The following is a 16,306-nucleotide window of genomic DNA, read 5'->3' on the forward strand; positions in this document are numbered from 1 at the left end:
TGATTTACACACCTTGCCATCGCTTCGCATTGGTTGCTGAATAGTCGGCATGGATGAAAGACTACGCCGAGCCATCGAATCGCGCGCCGATGAGATGGCAGAACTCACCGCCGAACTGATCCGTTTTCCCACCGTGAACCCGCCCGGTGAGGCTTATACGCCATGCGCCGAATATATCGGCAACCGGCTGCTGAAGCGCGGCTTCGCGGTTGAATATATCCGCGCCGAAGGCACCCCCGGCGATACGGACCGCTACCCGCGAACAAACGTGATCGCGCGCTATGAAGGCCGCGCGGGTGGTCCCACGGTGCACTTCAATTCACACATCGATGTCGTAGAGGCGGGTGACGACTGGACTATGGACCCATTTGCCGGGATCATCCGCGATGGTCGTGTTTATGGGCGCGGCGCGTGCGACATGAAAGGCGGTCTCGCCGCTTCCATCATTGCCGCCGAGGCGTTCATCGAGCGCTATCCTGATTTCTCCGGCGCAATAGAAATATCCGGCACGGCCGACGAAGAATCAGGCGGTTTCGGTGGCGTCGCCTATCTCGCCAAGCTTGGATATTTCTCAAAGCCCCGCGTCGATCACGTCATTATCCCCGAACCACTCAACAAGGATCGGGTGTGCCTTGGCCATCGCGGCGTTTGGTGGGCGGAGATCGAAACCAAGGGCGAAATCGCGCACGGCTCGATGCCGTTTCTCGGAGATTGCGCCGTGCGCCACATGGGCGCGCTGATCGAAGCATTCGAGCAGGAGCTATACCCTGCGCTTGACGCCAAGCGCACGCAAATGCCGGTTGTCCCGCCCGGCGCGCGGCGCTCCACCATGAACATCAACGCCATCCACGGCGGCCAGACTGACGATTTCCGCCCCGGCCTGCCCTCGCCGAACGTGCCGGATCGCTGCCGTCTCACGATCGACCGGCGCTTCCTGCTCGAAGAGCGGATTGATGACGTCAAAGGCGAGGTCATCACAATCCTTGAACGCCTCAAGCGCGAGCGCCCCAAATTCGACTATTCCATCGCGGATGTAATGGAAGTTCAGCCCATCATGACCGAGCGGGATGCGCCGGTCGTAAAGGCCGTCTCCGAAGCTATCCGCGAAATCTTCGATCGAGAGCCGGAATATGTCATCTCGCCCGGCACTTACGACCAGAAGCACATCGCGCGCATCGGCAATACATTCGATTGCATCGCCTACGGACCGGGCATTCTGGACCTCGCCCACCGCCCGGACGAGTGGGTTGGCATTCACGACATGGTGCAGTCGGCGCAAGTTATGGCGCGCGGATTGGAAATCCTGTTGCGAAACAAGGGGAAGTGACCACAAGCTGCATAGCGTACGTTTACTCCGGTCGCGATTCGCGGTTCTATCCGTGCCAAGACCGACCTTGGGAGAGATTTGAATGAACGGTTTCAAGAAACTTCTGGCCGCTGGTGTGCTTCTGCTCGCCACAAGCGCGGCTGCGCTTGCAGCGCGGACCGATCTTGTGCTCGGAGTTGTTCTTGAACCACCGCACCTCGACCCCACCGCAGGCGCCGCTGCAGCCATCGACGAAGTCGTTTATGCCAATGTTTTCGAGGGGCTTACGCGCATTGACGAAACCGGATCCGTACAACCCGCCCTTGCCGAGAGCTGGACGATTTCGCCAGATGGCAAGGTCTACACGTTCAAGCTGCACACCGGCGTCAAATTCCACGATGGCTCAACGTTCGACGCCGAGGATGTAAAGTTCTCGCTGGATCGCGCCCGCGCCGCAGATTCCACCAATGCGCAGAAGGGCCTCTTCGCCCAGATCGACACTGTCGAGGCGGTCGATCCCGCCACCGTCAAGGTCACGCTCAAACAGCCGCAAGGCGCATTTCTTTACAATATGGGTTGGGGCGATGCGGTTATCGTTGCGCCCGAAAGCGCTGCGACGAATAAGGAAAAGCCGGTCGGCACCGGCCCGTTCAAGTTTGAAAACTGGGCGCGCGGTTCCTCCATCACCATCGTGAAGAACCCGGATTATTGGGGCACGCCGGTTGCGCTGGACAAGGCCGAGTTTCGCGTAATCCCCGACCCGGCCGCCGCGACCGCCGCCGTGCTATCCGGCGACGTGCAGGCGTTTCCGTTCTTTCCCGCACCGGAGGCTCGCGCACAGCTTGAGGCCGATCCGCGCTTCAAGGTCACGATAGGCACCACCGAAGGTGAAACCATCCTGTCGATCAACAACAAGAAGCCGCCATTCGACAACATCAAGGTTCGCCAGGCTATTGCCTACGCCATCGACCGGCAGGCCATTATCGACGGCGCGATGTTCGGCCTCGGCACCCCGATTGGATCGCACTTCGCCCCGCACAATCCAGCTTATATCGATCTGACCGGCACCTACCCGCATAATGTCGAAAAGGCCAAGGAACTGATGAAGGAAGCGGGTCTGCAAGACGGCATCAAGGTTACTCTAAAACTGCCACCCCCGCCCTATGCGCGTCGCGGCGGCGAAATCATCGCGTCGCAACTCCGCGAAATCGGCATTGAGTGCGAAATTGTTCCGGTCGAGTGGGCCGATTGGCTCCAGCAGGTGTTCAAGGACAAGAATTTCGATCTCACCATTGTCTCGCACACCGAGCCGAACGACATCGATATCTATTCCCGCAAGGACTATTATTTCGGTTACGACAATCCGGCCTTTGACAAGGTGATCGAGGAACTGAACGTCACCAGCGACGAGGCCAAGCGCAAGGAGCTTTACGGTCAGGCGCAGAAGATCCTCGCGGATGATGCCGTTGTCGGCTTCCTGTTCGAGCTTGCGCGCATGAACGTCTGGGACGCCAAGCTCGAAGGTCTTTGGGTCAACGCCCCTATACAGGCTAATGACCTGACAAAGGTGCATTGGACCGAATAGGTCGTCGAACACGATGACACCGTTCCTGCTCAAGCGTCTGGGCATTGGGATTGTCACATTGCTGCTCGCCTCCATCGTGGTTTTTGCCATGCTGGAGGTGGTGCCCGGCGATCCCGCCAGAATGATGCTTGGCATGAATGCCACCGAAGACGCGGTGCAGGCTCTACGCGAGCAAATGGGCCTGAATCAGCCGCTCATCATGCGCTATCTCTCGTGGATTGGCGGCTTCCTCACAGGTGATTTCGGCCGCTCCTACACCTATTCCGTGCCGGTCGCCCAACTCGTCGCCGAGCGTTCGGCTGTATCGCTGCCGCTCGCGCTCATCTCGCTTTTCCTGTCGACGGTGATCGCCATCCCCGTCGGGCTCTATGCCGCCGCGCATCGCGGCAAGGCGTCTGACACGGTCGCGATGGGCGCGAGCCAACTCGGTGTCGCCATCCCCAATTTCTGGTTCGCCCTGCTGCTCGTTTATGTCTTTGCCGTCGCGCTGCGAATGCTTCCCGCGGGCGGCTTTCCCGGCTGGGGTGCGGGTGTCTGGCCCGCCCTCAAAGCGCTCATTCTGCCCGCCATTGCGCTTGCATTGCCGCAAGCCGCCATTCTTGCGCGCGTCACGCGTTCGGCCCTGCTCGACGTTCTGAATGAAGACTACATCCGCACGGCGCGCGCCAAGGGCCTGCCCAGAAACACGGTGCTGTGGCGCCACGCCTTGCGCAATGCGCTGATCCCTGTCTTCACCATCCTCGGCCTGCAATTTTCCTTCCTGCTGGCAGGCACGATCATCATTGAAAACGTGTTCTACCTGCCCGGTCTGGGGCGTCTCGTGTTTCAGGCAATCACACAGCGCGACCTTATCGTCGTTGAAAGCGTCGTAATGCTGCTGGTCGCAACGGTGATCGTGGTCAATCTGTTGGTGGATTTGTCCTACGCCGTCATTGACCCACGGTTGAGGAACGCGTGATGGACACTCCCGTCGCGCCGATAGCCACGCCCCGCACCGATGATTTCTGGCCCCGCGCCTTCGCCAATCGCTCATTCGTCATCGGCTTCGCAATCACCGTCATAATCGCTTTCGCGGCGGCGCTTTCCTTCGTGTGGACGCCCTACGACGTGACCCATCTCGTTGTCAGCGACAAGCTGAAACCTCCTTCGGCAGCCCACTGGTTCGGCACAGACCATTTCGGGCGAGACATCCTCTCCATGATTATGGTCGGTGCGCGCAACTCCATCGCGGTGGCGCTTGTCGCCATCGGCATTGGCATGGGCATAGGCGTGCCGCTTGGTTGTTGGGCCGCAGCGCGCGGTGGCTGGCTGGATGAAGTGCTGATGCGTTTCAACGACGTTGTATTCGCATTTCCTGCCCTGCTTTCGGCCATCATGATAACGGCCATATTCGGCCCCGGCGCGGTTAACGCCATCATCGCCATCGGCATCTTCAACATTCCGGTTTTCGCCCGTGTTGCACGCGCAGGCGCCATCGCGCTTTGGCCGCGCGAATTTATCCTCGCCGCGCGCGCCGCCGGCAAAGGCAGGCTGCTGATAACCGTCGAACACATATTGCCTAACATCGCCAATCTGCTGCTGGTTCAGGGAACCATCCAGTTCGCGCTCGGTATTCTGGCGGAGGCCAGCCTTTCCTATGTCGGCTTGGGCGCGCAGCCGCCAATGCCAAGTTGGGGCCGCATGCTGTTCGAGGCTCAAACCATGATCAGCATTGCACCACATATGGCTTTGTTCCCCGGCCTCGCCATTGTCATAACTGTTCTCGGGCTGAACCTTCTTGGTGACGGCCTGTCAGACTTGCTGGACCCGAAATTGAGGCGTCAGCGGTGAGCCTCCTCGAAATCGAAAGTCTGAACCTGGAAATCGACGGAACCCCGATCCTTCGCAACGTCGAACTCAGCATAGATCGCGGCGAGATAAGGGGCCTTGTCGGCGAAAGCGGCTCGGGCAAATCCATGACCGCGCTCACCGTCATGCAACTCCTGCCACTAGGCGCGCGCGCAACCGGCCAGGTTCGCTTCGACGGCAAGAACCTGCTCGCTGCAAGCGAAAATGAGATGTGCCAGTTGCGTGGCGACGACATCGGCATGGTCTTTCAAGAGCCAATGACCGCGCTCAACCCCGTCAAAACGATTGGCGAACAGGTCGCGGAAGGCATCCGCTTTCACACCAGGGCGTCGCGCCCCGAAGCCGAAGATCGCGCGCGCAAAATTCTGGATCGCGTTGGTCTGCCCGAGGTCAAATACCCCCTCTCCCGGTATCCGCATCAGCTTTCAGGCGGCCAGCGGCAGCGGGTCGTCATTGCCATCGCGACAGCGCTGAACCCACGCCTGCTCATCGCGGACGAACCGACCACCGCCCTCGACGTCGTGTTGCAGGCGCAGATTCTCGACCTGCTGCGCGACCTCTGCCACGAAAACAAGATGGGGCTTCTGCTGATCTCGCACGATCTGGCTGTCGTCGCAGACATGACCGACAACATCACAATCCTGCGCGGCGGGCAGGTCATGGAGGAAGGCGACACAGCCCGTGTCCTCTCGGAACAGACGCACCCTTACACGCGCCAGCTTGCCCTTGCATCGACCCACGTTCCTGCGCGCCGCAAGCACCCTTTGGTGCAGCACCAACCCGCCGAAACTCCGTTGCTGAAAGTCACGTCACTCACACGCGATTATCTCGGCCAGCGCATCGGCTTCTTCAAAAGATCCGCGCCAACTCGCGCCGTAAACGACGTTTCCTTCTCACTATGGCCCGGTCAGTCGGTTGCGCTCGTCGGCAGGTCAGGCTGTGGAAAATCTACGCTTGCACGCATGATACTGGCGCTCGATCCGCCCACGTCCGGTTCAATCGAATTCGAAGGCATTGAAATCACTGGGAAAAGCGAGGCAGAACTCAAGCCAATCCGCCGACACATGCAGGTCGTTTTTCAGGATCCCTACGGATCTTTTGACCCGCGCCAAAATGTCGCACGCCTGGTGTCTGAGCCTCTGCATTTACTGCAGCCAACATTGGGCTCCAAAGAGCGCCGCGAACGTGTTGAGAAGGCCCTGAATGAGGTCGGCCTGACAACATCAGACCTCGAAAAATACCCGCATGAATTCTCCGGTGGCCAGCGTCAGCGCCTGTCCATTGCGCGCGCTTTGATCACGCGTCCGAAGCTCATTATAGCCGACGAACCGGTGTCGGCACTGGACGTATCTATCCGATCACAAATACTTGACCTGATTGCGTCACTGAATGCCCGTTACAACCTAGCATTTATATTCATCACGCATGATCTGACCGTCGCCCGAGCAATAACCGACGATGTTTTTGTCATGCATGAAGGTCGCATTGTGGAGGCTGGCCGGACGGAATCGGTGCTTGAAAATCCGCAATCAAAACCCGCTCAGGAACTAGTTTCCGCAACGCCCGACTTACATCGTGCAATAGCCCGAAAGCTGCGCGAACAGGGGTAGCAATCGGCCTCCGTACGCATCCAAAAATTATAATATTTGATATCGTAGCGTTGAAAGCGACAATCTGACTTCTAAAATAACACTTCTCTAATCTTTCATCAACAGCTAATATAAGACTGAGGTTCAACGCAGAAACAAAATCAACGAACTCAGCTCACTTTGAAGTTCACGCGTTGGAAACTCCAAAAAATCAACACTCGCCTCGGATGAAAGGTCACGAGGCTAAAGAGGGCACATTGGTGGGGCAGCATTTCATAGGAGCTTCTGTCGGGAAGGGCGTATTCAGTTCCAAACCCGCAGCAGCATCTGAGCTGATCATGTTTTGGCGGCAATCCTCGCGATACTGGTTCGCGAAGAATTCCGCATTCGACTCCTTTTTTCGTGATTTCTCTGCCGAACTGGCGAAGCAGGTCATAAATCGTGAGCACGATAGCTGGCTCGCAGACCCCTATGGGGCTCTCGCGCTGATCCTTTTGACCGATCAATATCCGCGCTTCGCGTTCCGTGGCACGGTCGAAATGTACAGCACCGACGCGCTCGCGATCCAATATGCGCGGATCGCTCTAAAGGCCGGTTATCCGAACTTGGTGGAAGACAGGTTGAAACTCTTCTTCTACCTGCCCTTCACTCATTCCGAAGACCTGTCCGACCAGCGCATTTCAGTTGCCTTGATTGGAAATCTCGGCCAGCACTGGGCGACGAAGGCGCGAGATTTCATGGAAATCATCAACAAATTTGGCCGCTTTCCGCATCGCAATGAGATGCTGGGCAGGCCAAGCACGCAAGAGGAAGTGGCGTTCCTGCTCGAAAAGCCCGAGCTGAAAAATACGTCAGGACCCGCTTGGCAAAACGAGATCCCCCGGGCGAAGTCCAAGCATTTCAAGTGAGCGCTTCATCAGCTTCAATTCGCCTTCCGCGAGTTTGGCGTCTGATTTCGCAATTTCGGCCATGTGGCGCGCCAGCAATTTGCGCCGCTCGACATCAAGATCAAGAAACATCTCGATCGCCTGCTCGCCATTCGTTTCATAGCCGTAGTCGTTCAGATATTCGACCACGCCGTCCATGCTTTCATCGGGAATGCCGAACGAATCCCGGCAAATCCGGCGCAGCGTTTCCATCTCATCTTCGGTGGCCACGCCGTCGGCCAGTATCATGCGGAAAAGCAGAAGCAGTTCGGCGGTCAGCACAGGATCGTCGGCAACCTTGCGCACGCCCGGATCGCCTTCAAACACCGATTTGATCTGCTCAAGCAATTTCAGCGCCATGTCCACTGTCCTCGAATCGTGGCTGATTGGTAGCGCGATTTGGCCCTTGCGCAAATGCCGCAAGCGTGTTGCAAGCGCGCATGTTCGAAATTGCCACTGAAACCGCGCTGCTGCTTGGCCTTGCCGCCTTTATTGCCGGTTTCATCGATTCCATTGCGGGCGGTGGCGGCCTCATAAGTGTACCGGCTCTCCTGCTCGCCGGCCTGTCACCGGTCGAAGCGCTTGGCACCAACAAATGGCAGTCGCTGTGGGGGTCTGGCTCGGCAACGCTTACCTATGCTTCCAAGGGCTATGTCGACCTTCGCAAGCAGCTTCCGGTCGGCATACTTTCCGCAATCGGCGGCGCGCTTGGCGCATATCTTGCGACCCGCATTCCGGGCGAATGGATGCAGGCGTTTCTGCCGGTCCTGCTCATCGCAATCGCGCTCTATTTTGCATTCAAGCCGAATATGGGCGATGTCGACCGCCATCAGCGCATCAGCCCGTTTTTGTTCGGTGCCGCCGTCGTTCCATCCATCGGTTTTTATGATGGCGTGTTCGGCCCCGGCACCGGGTCGTTCTTCATGCTCGCCTTCGTCAGCCTCATGGGCTTCGGGCTGCTGAAAGCAACAGCGCACACGAAGCTTCTCAACTTCGCGTCGAATATCGGCAGCTTCGCCGTATTCGTGTTCGCAGGCGCAATCGTCTGGAAAGTCGGCCTGCTCATGGGCGCAGCGCAGTTCTGCGGCGCGCGGCTTGGCGCAACCGTCGCCATGCGCGTCGGTTCCAAGCTCATCAAGCCGATGCTGGTCACAGCCTGCGTCGCGCTTGCGATCCGCCTGTTGATCGACCCCGCAAATCCACTACGTGTGCTGATCGGAATCTAGCGCGCCGTCGCCAGCAAGGCATCGCAATCCAGATGCCGCTCCATCTCCGTTGCGATGTCGTCCAGCGCCGCTTCCACCACCGCCCGGTGATCTGCCTTTCCCGCGTCTATGCCCATCGTGCCTAGATATTTTCGCCGAAATTCCGCAGCCTCGAACAGGCCGTGCAGATAGCAGCCAAACACCATCCCATCGGTAGAAACTGCGCCATCCGGCGCGCCATTGATCGTCAGCGCCGGTCGCGCGGTGTCCGGCCCCGTAGTTCTACCCAAATGTATTTCGTAGCCTCGCAGCGGCACATCGAACACGCTCGAATGCGCCGCCACATCGCGCACCGTTTTTTCCGGTTCCATCACGGTTTCGACGTCGAGCAGGCCAAGCCCTTCGGCTTCGCGCACGTTTCCCTCGATACCCTGCGGATCGAAAACGCGGCGTCCCAACATCTGATAACCGCCGCAAATGCCGATGATCGCCCCTCCCCGCGCGCGATGCGCCAACAGATCGGCATTCCAGCCATTCGCGCGAAAGGCAGCCAGATCGGCAATCGTAGATTTCGACCCCGGCAGGATCACAAGCCTCGCCGCCTCCGGCAGTCGTTCGCCCGGCGGTACGAAAACGACCTCGACATCATCCTCCGCTGAAAGCGGATCGAGATCGTCGAAATTGGAGATGCGGCCAAGTATCGGCACGGCAACAATCAATTTGCCCGTGCCCATTCCCTTCATCCGCTCGATTGCCACGGAATCCTCGGCGGGCAAGCGCGAGGCCGCGCTCAGCCAAGGCAGCACGCCAAAGGACTGCCACCCCGTAAACCGTTGAATCGCCGCAATTCCATCGCTGAACAGCGAAACATCGCCGCGAAACTTGTTGATGATGTAGCCGCAGATCATCCGGCGATCTTCTTCCGGCAAAATCAGGTGCGTTCCTGCAATCGACGCAATCACGCCGCCGCGATGTATGTCGCCAACCAGCACGACAGGCACATCGACCTTTGTCGCAAAACCCATATTGGCAATGTCGCGCGGGCGCAGATTAATCTCCGCAGGCGAACCCGCTCCCTCCACCACCACCAGATCCGCCTCAGCCTTCAGCCGCCCCCACGAATCCATAACGGCATCCATCAGCTTGGGCTTCAGCACCTGATAGTCCGCAGCGCGCGCCGTACCGAAAACCTTGCCCTGCACGATTATTTGCGAACCCGTGTCGCTCTGCGGCTTGAGCAACACCGGATTCATGTGAACCGTTGGCTCCACACCGCAGGCCAGCGCCTGCAACCATTGCGCGCGACCAATCTCACCCGCGCCCGCCTCACCGGGTATCGCTGCAACTGCCGCATTGTTCGACATGTTCTGCGGCTTGAATGGCCGCACATTCATCCCGCGATTGCGCGCAAGTCGGCAAAGCCCCGCAACCAGCACGCTTTTGCCGACATCTGAGCCGGTCCCCTGAAGCATGATTGCCTTTGCCATATTCAGGGCCTGCCACTCATTTCTACCTGCAGTCGAATCGATGCACTTGCTTGCATACCGTTACTCAAATTTTGCACAACGTCCGTGCGGCGGTTTGGATTGCGCCTTCAAACCATTGATCTAGACTGTCGCGCAAGCCGTCAAATAGCATCGGGGAGGAAACGATGGACGCTGCCATCGATACCCATTCACAACAATTCGAGTTAAACGAAGATCAACGCGCTATTCAGGAAATGGCGCAGGCATTCGCGGCAGACCGCGTCGCGCCTTATGCGCTCGAATGGGACAAGGCAAAGCACTTTCCCGCCGATGTGATCCGCGAAACGGGCCCCCTCGGGCTGGGCGGCATTTATGTGCGCGACGATGTCGGCGGCTCCGCGCTCGGTCGCCTCGATGCTGTGCTGATTTTTGAAGCCTTGTCGCAGGCCTGCCCGGCGTTCTCGTCCTTCATTTCCATTCACAATATGGGCGCGTCGATGATCGACCGCTTCGGCAATGAGGAGCAGCGCCAGCGCTATTTGCCGAAGCTCACTTCGATGGAATGGCTCGCCAGCTATTGCCTCACCGAACCCGGTTCGGGGTCCGACGCCGCGGCTCTCAAGGCGCGCGCCACGCGAGAAGGCGACAATTATGTGCTGAACGGCGCAAAGCAGTTCATCTCCGGCGCCGGCGATAGCGACCTTTATGTCTGCATGGTGCGCACGGGTCAGGATGGTCCAAAGGGCATTTCCACCATCGTTGTCGAAAACGGCACGCCGGGGCTTTCCTTCGGCGCGAACGAACACAAGATGGGCTGGCACATGCAGTCCACCCGCACGGTGAATTTTCAGGACTGCGCCGTGCCTGTCGCAAATCGCCTTTCCGACGAGGGCGCAGGATTCGGTATCGCCATGTCGGGCCTTGATGGCGGTCGCCTCAACATTGCCGCCTGCTCGCTTGGCGGCGCACAGGCCGCGCTCGACAAGGCGCTTGCCTACACAGCAGAGCGCAAAGCATTCGGGCAGTCGATCAATCAGTTTCAGGCGCTCCAGTTCCGGCTGGCAGATATGGAAACTGAGCTGCAGGCCGCGCGCATGTTCCTTTACACCGCAGCTGCAAAGCTGGACCGCAAAGCGCCGGACGCATCGAAGTGGTCGGCTATGGCGAAGCGCTTCGTCACGGATACTGGATTCAAGGTTGCCAATGACGCGCTGCAATTGCTGGGCGGTTATGGCTACCTTCACGACTACGGAATCGAGAAGCTGGTTCGCGATCTGCGCGTTCACCAGATTCTCGAAGGCACCAACGAAATCATGCGCGTCATTGTCGCCCGTCATTTGATCGGGCGTTGAGCAGCTTGGCAGGGAGAACCAGCATGACCACCATCGCATTCATCGGCCTCGGCAATATGGGCAACCCCATGGCCGCCAATCTGGTCAAGGCTGGGCATACGGTCCACGGTTTCGACCTGCTGCCGGAAAACCTCAAGACCGCCAGCGAGCATGGCATCACCGTCATGGCCAGCGCCGCCGCAGCCGTTAAAGACGCCGATGTGGTGGTAACGATGCTGCCTGCGGGCAAGCATGTAATCGCGGTCTATGAAGAGCTCGCGACCAAGGCAAAGAAGGGCGCGCTGTTCATCGATTCCTCAACCATCGACGTCGATTCCGCTCGCCGTGCGCATTCCATCGCCACCGGCGCGGGCCATCTCAGCGTTGATGCGCCTGTTTCCGGCGGCACGGGCGGCGCGGCTGCAGGCACCCTCACCTTCATGGCGGGAGGTTCGAAAGATGCCTTCGCGAAAGCCGAGCCGATCCTGAAACCAATGGCTGGCCGCATCGTGCATTGCGGCGACGCCGGTGCCGGTCAGGCCGCCAAGATCTGCAACAATATGATCCTCGGCATTTCCATGATAGCAGTCGGCGAGGCTTTTGTTCTGGCCGAAAAGCTTGGCCTGTCGCATCAGGCGCTTTTCGATGTCGCATCCACATCGTCGGGTCGCTGCTGGTCGCTGGACACATATTGCCCCGTACCGGGTCCGGTCCCCACCTCACCCGCAAACCGCGATTATCAGCCGGGTTTTGCAGCGGCGCTCATGCTCAAAGATCTCAAGCTCGCGCAAGAAGCAGCACAGTCCGCAGGCGCGATAACGCCACTCGGCGCAGAAGCCACGCAGCTTTACAGCCTCTTCAACGCGCTCGGTCATGGCGGCACGGATTTTTCCGGCATCATCCGCTTTTTGCGCGGCGATGTGGGCCAATAAGCCTCATCGCAAAAAATCAAACAAAATCGCGCGATTAAGCTTTGCTTAAGCACTTACTAACCGTGCGGTAACGATGTTGCCTTAGAAGGATGAGCACGGCGGTCGTCGCATCCGCCCAGCGCTCCGGATCAGGTCTCGCGTACCGGAGCCAAAACGGTTCACTGCGTGTGTATGCGTGGCCATGCGTACTTTTGGCAAGACCGCGCTCCAAAAGCGCGGTTTTTGCTTTTCAGCACATATTCCAAACTTTCAGCTGATTGCCCAAAAAGAAAAAGCCCGCTTACCGCTCGGTAAGCTAGGCTTTTTTGGACGCCCCAGGTGCCCGCCCGACATCCATTTGTCGGTGATACGCCCATGTCGCGATTCGCACAATCAGCGTCGCAATCACTTTACTTCAATCGGGTGAAACAGTTCGTTACAGCTAAACTTTTTATCGCGAATAAACCTATTTTGATAACCGGCGGTAATTTGCGCGCACCCGCTTGCTCGTGGGGTGAAGCGCGGCAGTCATGGCTTTTTCCGCCAAACCGCTGTTCATGATCGAAGGTTTGCGTCCCGACATCACCTCGGGCCAAAACGACAGCATTGCGGTCGCATAGGTCGTTTGCGCGGCCACAACACCTTCGACAAAGGCCGCAAACTTTTCCGCTCCGGCCTTCATCGTTTCGGTTGGCAGCGCTGCAGGGTTATTCGCCTCTGCCGACATCAGCGGCAAGCGCATCATTGCGACCATCGGCGCAAACATCAGGTCTGCGCCGGTTACTGCGGTTCTGCGCTTGCGCTTTGCCATCGCTATCTTTCCCAAAAGCCTAACAGCTCCTCCCGCTGTCAGGATGCAGGCTTAAGGTCGGTCAGTGCAAGGTCCAGCGCCTTCAAAATTCGGTCACACGCCAAATCGATCGTGTCGCGCGTCCAGATCAGCGGCGGCGACAGGATCATGGAATCGCCCGTCGCGCGCATCATCATGCCGTTTGCGATGGCATAGTCTCGCACTATGACAGCAGCGCTGCCCGCCGGCTCGAACCGCGCGCGCGTTGCCTTGTCTGCCACGATTTCAATCGCAGCCATCAGCCCGACAGACCGCGTTTCGCCCACCAGCGGATGCGGCGAGATGCGTTCCCGCAGCGCTTGGGCGAAGTAAGGCCCCGTGTCGTCGCGCACGCGCTCTACCAGCCCTTCCTGCTCAATGATTTCCAGATTGCGCAAGCCAACCGCGCAACACACTGGATGCCCTGAATAGGTGTAGCCGTGGTAAAATTCGCCGCCCTTTTCAATGAAGGTAGAGGCAATCCGGTCGCCCACCAACAGCGCGGACAGGGGCAGATAGCCCGAGGTCAGCGCCTTCGCCGTGGTGATGGTATCCGGCTCCACGCCAAACGTCTCGGCTGCAAACCAGTTGCCCGTGCGGCCATAGCCGGTAATCACCTCGTCCAGCATCAGCAGCACGTCGTATTTGCGGCAGATGCGCTGAACTTCCGGCCAATAGCTTGCGGGCGGAATCTTCACGCCCCCTGCTCCCATTACCGGTTCGCCGATAAACGCCGCAACCTTGTCTGGTCCGGCTTCAAGGATCGCGTCCTCAATTGATTTGGCCGCGCGCAGGCCAAAATCGTGATCGCTTTCGCCCGGCAGTGCCAGTTCAAACGCATAGGGCATCATCACGTGTACGATATTCGGCACCGCACCGCCGAGTTGGCCGTGCATACCCTCCATCCCGCCAAGCGATGTGCCCGCAACGGTTGAGCCGTGATAGGCATTCTTGCGCGAGATAATCCGGTTCTTTTCCGGCTTCCCCTCAAGTGCCCAATAGTGCCGAACGATCCGCAGCGCGGTGTCGTTGGACTCCGAGCCGGAAGACCCGAAAAACACCTGGTTGATGTGCTTTGGCGCCAGCGAAGCTATTTTCTGCGCGAGCAGCGCCGCCGTCGGCACCGTGCATTTAAAGAAGGAATTGTAGTATGGCAGTTCCTTCATTTGCTCGGCCGCGACTTCGGCCAGTTCATCGCGCCCATATCCGATATTCACGCACCAAAGCCCCGCCATTCCGTCGAGGATTTCGTTGCCCTCGCTATCGTAAATGAAAGGCCCCTTGGCGTGGGTGACGATGCGCGTGCCCGCATCGCGCAAATCCTTGTGGTCAGTGAATGGATGCAGATGATGTGCGGCGTCGATCTGCTGAAGCTGCTTCAGCGAATAATTCTGATAGGTCATGGGGTTATCCTCAAAAGTTGAATCGATCCGGCAGATGCCGGGGCGAATTCAACCGCGAGGTGGCGAATAGCCGATGCGTGCGCATAGCCGCAGCAATTCGGCATGACGCGTCACGGACGACGGCGTCACGGCGATGGCAAGCTGCGCGAAAATCCCTTTCATGCTCGCCAGCATAGCTGAGTGATAGCGCGCCCCGCAAGCGGCGGCACTACGCGCGCATGTCGCTTCCTTCGTGCTTTGCGTCGCCGCGCCCGCAACCACCAGCTTTGCGCCGCTGCAAGATAATGCCAGAATTCGAACCACGAGTGCATCCATGAACGTTGCTGTTGAAGCCGTTGAGCCTGTCCTTCCTCCAGAGCGTGCGCGGCGCGGTGGTCGCGCGGGCAAGCGGCCCAGCAGTTCCAGTTTCGATCAACCGGCTTTCCGGCAGTTGCGTATTCCATTCACGCCGACCAAGTTCGTGTCGGACGACGAACTGGAATCCATCCATCTCGCCTCGCTGCGCGTGTTGAAGGAAATCGGCGTCGAGGTGCTGCATGATGGTGCGCGCGAAACTATGCGGCAGGCTGGCGCGGATTTGCAATCCGGCTCGCAGCGCGTGCGCTTCGATTCAGATCTCATCATGGAATACATTGCGCATTGCCCGCCGGAGGTAATGCTCCACGCACGCAATCCCGAGCACAATCTGCGCTTTGGTGGCAACAACATACTGTTCGCGCAGATGGCTTCCGCTCCGAATTGCTCGGATACGGATCGCGGTCGCCGCGCTGGCAATCAGCAGGATTTTCGTAATCTGGTAAAGCTCGGCCAGATGCATAACATTCTGCATCTCTCGGGTGGCTATCCGGTCGAGCCCATCGACCTGCACCCGTCAATCCGCCATCTCGAATGCCTGTCCGATTTCGTCACGCTAACCGACAAGGTGTTCCACTGCTATTCGCTAGGCAAGGAACGCAATCTCGATGGGCTGGAAATCGCCCGCATCGCGCGCGGCGTTTCGCCAGAGCAATTCCTCAACGAGCCGTCGCTCATCACTATCATCAACACGAATTCGCCGCTGAAACTCGACGTTCCCATGATGGAAGGCATCATCCAGATGGCCTCGCATGGGCAGTTGGTTGTCGTCACTCCATTCACCCTGTCCGGCGCGATGGCCCCCGTCACCATCGCCGGTGCGCTCGTGCAGCAGAACGCCGAAGCGCTGGCGGGCCTCGCCTTTGCCCAGATGGTCCGCAAGGGCGCGCCCGTGGGTTATGGCGGCTTCACGTCCAACGTCGATATGAAATCCGGCGCGCCCGCATTCGGTACGCCGGAATATATGAAGGCGCAGCTTGTCGGAGGGCAGTTGGCGCGGCGCTACAACATCCCCTATCGCACCTCCAATGTCTGCGCGGCCAACACCGTAGACGCACAAGCGGCATATGAAAGCGTGTTTTCGCTGTGGGGCTGCATTCAGGGCGGCGGCAATTTCATCAAGCATGCCGCTGGCTGGCTGGAAGGCGGCCTCACCTGCTCCTATGAAAAGATGATCCTCGACATCGACCTTTTGCAAATGGTCGCCGAATTCCTCACACCGCTAGACCTGTCAGAAGATGCGCTGGCCATCGACGCGATCCGCGACGTCGGTCCCGGTGGTCACTTCTTCGGCACACCGCACACGCAGGCGCGCTACAAAACCGCGTTTTATCAGCCCGTCCTGTCCGACTGGCGCAATTACGAAACTTGGGCAGAGAACGGCAGCCCAACCGCGATCCAGAAGGCTAACCGCATCTGGAAGGAGCGGCTGGCCATGTATGAAGCGCCGCCGCTCGACCCCGCCATTCGCGAAGAACTCGGCGCCTTCGTTGCCCGCCGCAAGGCCGAAGGCGGCGCGCCGACCGACTTCTAGAATAACCTGATTCAATCTC

General features: G+C 58.8%; 15 protein-coding genes. 10 read left to right on the plus strand and 5 right to left on the minus strand.

The window, feature by feature from the left end; genetic code table 11:
• Positions 1–49 precede the first annotated feature (49 nt).
• The 6 genes from DY251_RS07050 to DY251_RS07075 all read left to right on the plus strand — a co-directional run bounded on the left by DY251_RS07050 (position 50) and on the right by DY251_RS07075 (position 7,236).
• Positions 50–1,327, plus strand: a complete 1,278-nt coding sequence (locus DY251_RS07050; protein ID WP_116623182.1) for an acetylornithine deacetylase/succinyl-diaminopimelate desuccinylase family protein — start codon at positions 50–52, stop codon at positions 1,325–1,327.
• Positions 1,328–1,409: 82 nt separating this feature from the next.
• Positions 1,410–2,891 (plus strand): ABC transporter substrate-binding protein, encoded by a 1,482-nt coding sequence (locus DY251_RS07055; protein WP_116623183.1) that lies wholly within the window; start codon positions 1,410–1,412, stop codon positions 2,889–2,891.
• 13 nt (positions 2,892–2,904) lie between these two features.
• Entirely contained in the window at positions 2,905–3,849 is a 945-nt protein-coding gene (locus DY251_RS07060) for an ABC transporter permease (RefSeq protein ID WP_116623184.1), read from the plus strand.
• On the plus strand, positions 3,849–4,721 hold the full coding sequence (locus DY251_RS07065) for an ABC transporter permease (protein ID WP_116623185.1): 873 nt from the start codon (positions 3,849–3,851) through the stop codon (positions 4,719–4,721). Before DY251_RS07060 ends, DY251_RS07065 begins: the two co-directional genes overlap by 1 nt.
• Entirely contained in the window at positions 4,718–6,349 is a 1,632-nt protein-coding gene (locus DY251_RS07070) for an ABC transporter ATP-binding protein (RefSeq protein WP_116623186.1), read from the plus strand. Before DY251_RS07065 ends, DY251_RS07070 begins: the two co-directional genes overlap by 4 nt.
• A gap of 317 nt (positions 6,350–6,666) precedes the next feature.
• A complete protein-coding gene (locus tag DY251_RS07075) occupies positions 6,667–7,236 on the plus strand; it encodes a DUF924 family protein (RefSeq protein ID WP_210210079.1) in 570 nt (189 codons plus the stop codon).
• Here the strand turns inward: DY251_RS07075 and DY251_RS07080 are convergent.
• Positions 7,180–7,614, minus strand: coding sequence for a TerB family tellurite resistance protein (locus tag DY251_RS07080; RefSeq protein ID WP_116623443.1), 435 nt, complete (start codon positions 7,612–7,614; stop codon positions 7,180–7,182). The genes DY251_RS07075 and DY251_RS07080 overlap by 57 nt on opposite strands.
• 80 nt (positions 7,615–7,694) lie before the next feature.
• Between DY251_RS07080 and DY251_RS07085 the strand changes: the two genes are divergently transcribed.
• A complete protein-coding gene (locus tag DY251_RS07085) occupies positions 7,695–8,480 on the plus strand; it encodes a TSUP family transporter (protein ID WP_116623444.1) in 786 nt (261 codons plus the stop codon).
• Here the strand turns inward: DY251_RS07085 and DY251_RS07090 are convergent.
• Positions 8,477–9,946, minus strand: coding sequence for a cobyric acid synthase (locus DY251_RS07090; protein WP_116623188.1), 1,470 nt, complete (start codon positions 9,944–9,946; stop codon positions 8,477–8,479). The genes DY251_RS07085 and DY251_RS07090 overlap by 4 nt on opposite strands.
• A 176-nt stretch (positions 9,947–10,122) precedes the next feature.
• Here DY251_RS07090 and DY251_RS07095 point away from each other — a divergent pair, with 176 nt between their 5' ends.
• Both DY251_RS07095 and mmsB read left to right on the plus strand, forming a co-directional pair.
• Complete coding sequence (locus DY251_RS07095) at positions 10,123–11,277, plus strand: isobutyryl-CoA dehydrogenase (RefSeq protein WP_170971330.1); 1,155 nt, start codon at positions 10,123–10,125, stop codon at positions 11,275–11,277.
• Between the two features lie 23 nt (positions 11,278–11,300).
• A complete protein-coding gene (mmsB, locus tag DY251_RS07100; protein WP_116623190.1) occupies positions 11,301–12,188 on the plus strand; it encodes a 3-hydroxyisobutyrate dehydrogenase in 888 nt (295 codons plus the stop codon).
• Between the two features lie 445 nt (positions 12,189–12,633).
• On the opposite strand, the gene DY251_RS07105 is transcribed toward mmsB, so the two are convergent.
• Genes DY251_RS07105 through DY251_RS21735 form a run of 3 tightly spaced genes read right to left on the minus strand, consistent with a single transcriptional unit; the run spans position 12,634 to position 14,714 of the window.
• Positions 12,634–12,978: a hypothetical protein gene (locus tag DY251_RS07105; RefSeq protein WP_116623191.1), complete on the minus strand. Its 345-nt coding sequence runs from the start codon at positions 12,976–12,978 to the stop codon at positions 12,634–12,636.
• A gap of 38 nt (positions 12,979–13,016) precedes the next feature.
• Positions 13,017–14,399: an aspartate aminotransferase family protein gene (locus tag DY251_RS07110; protein ID WP_116623192.1), complete on the minus strand. Its 1,383-nt coding sequence runs from the start codon at positions 14,397–14,399 to the stop codon at positions 13,017–13,019.
• A 48-nt stretch (positions 14,400–14,447) separates the two neighbouring features.
• Positions 14,448–14,714, minus strand: coding sequence for a hypothetical protein (locus tag DY251_RS21735; RefSeq protein ID WP_116623193.1), 267 nt, complete (start codon positions 14,712–14,714; stop codon positions 14,448–14,450).
• Between DY251_RS21735 and DY251_RS07120 the strand changes: the two genes are divergently transcribed.
• Complete coding sequence (locus DY251_RS07120; protein ID WP_116623194.1) at positions 14,713–16,287, plus strand: trimethylamine methyltransferase family protein; 1,575 nt, start codon at positions 14,713–14,715, stop codon at positions 16,285–16,287. The two genes, DY251_RS21735 and DY251_RS07120, sit on opposite strands and share 2 nt — an antisense overlap.
• Positions 16,288–16,306: the final 19 nt, after the last annotated feature.

The sequence above is a fragment of the Mesorhizobium denitrificans genome, assembly GCF_003403035.1.
GTDB classification, from domain to species: domain Bacteria; phylum Pseudomonadota; class Alphaproteobacteria; order Rhizobiales; family Rhizobiaceae; genus Mesorhizobium_G; species Mesorhizobium_G denitrificans.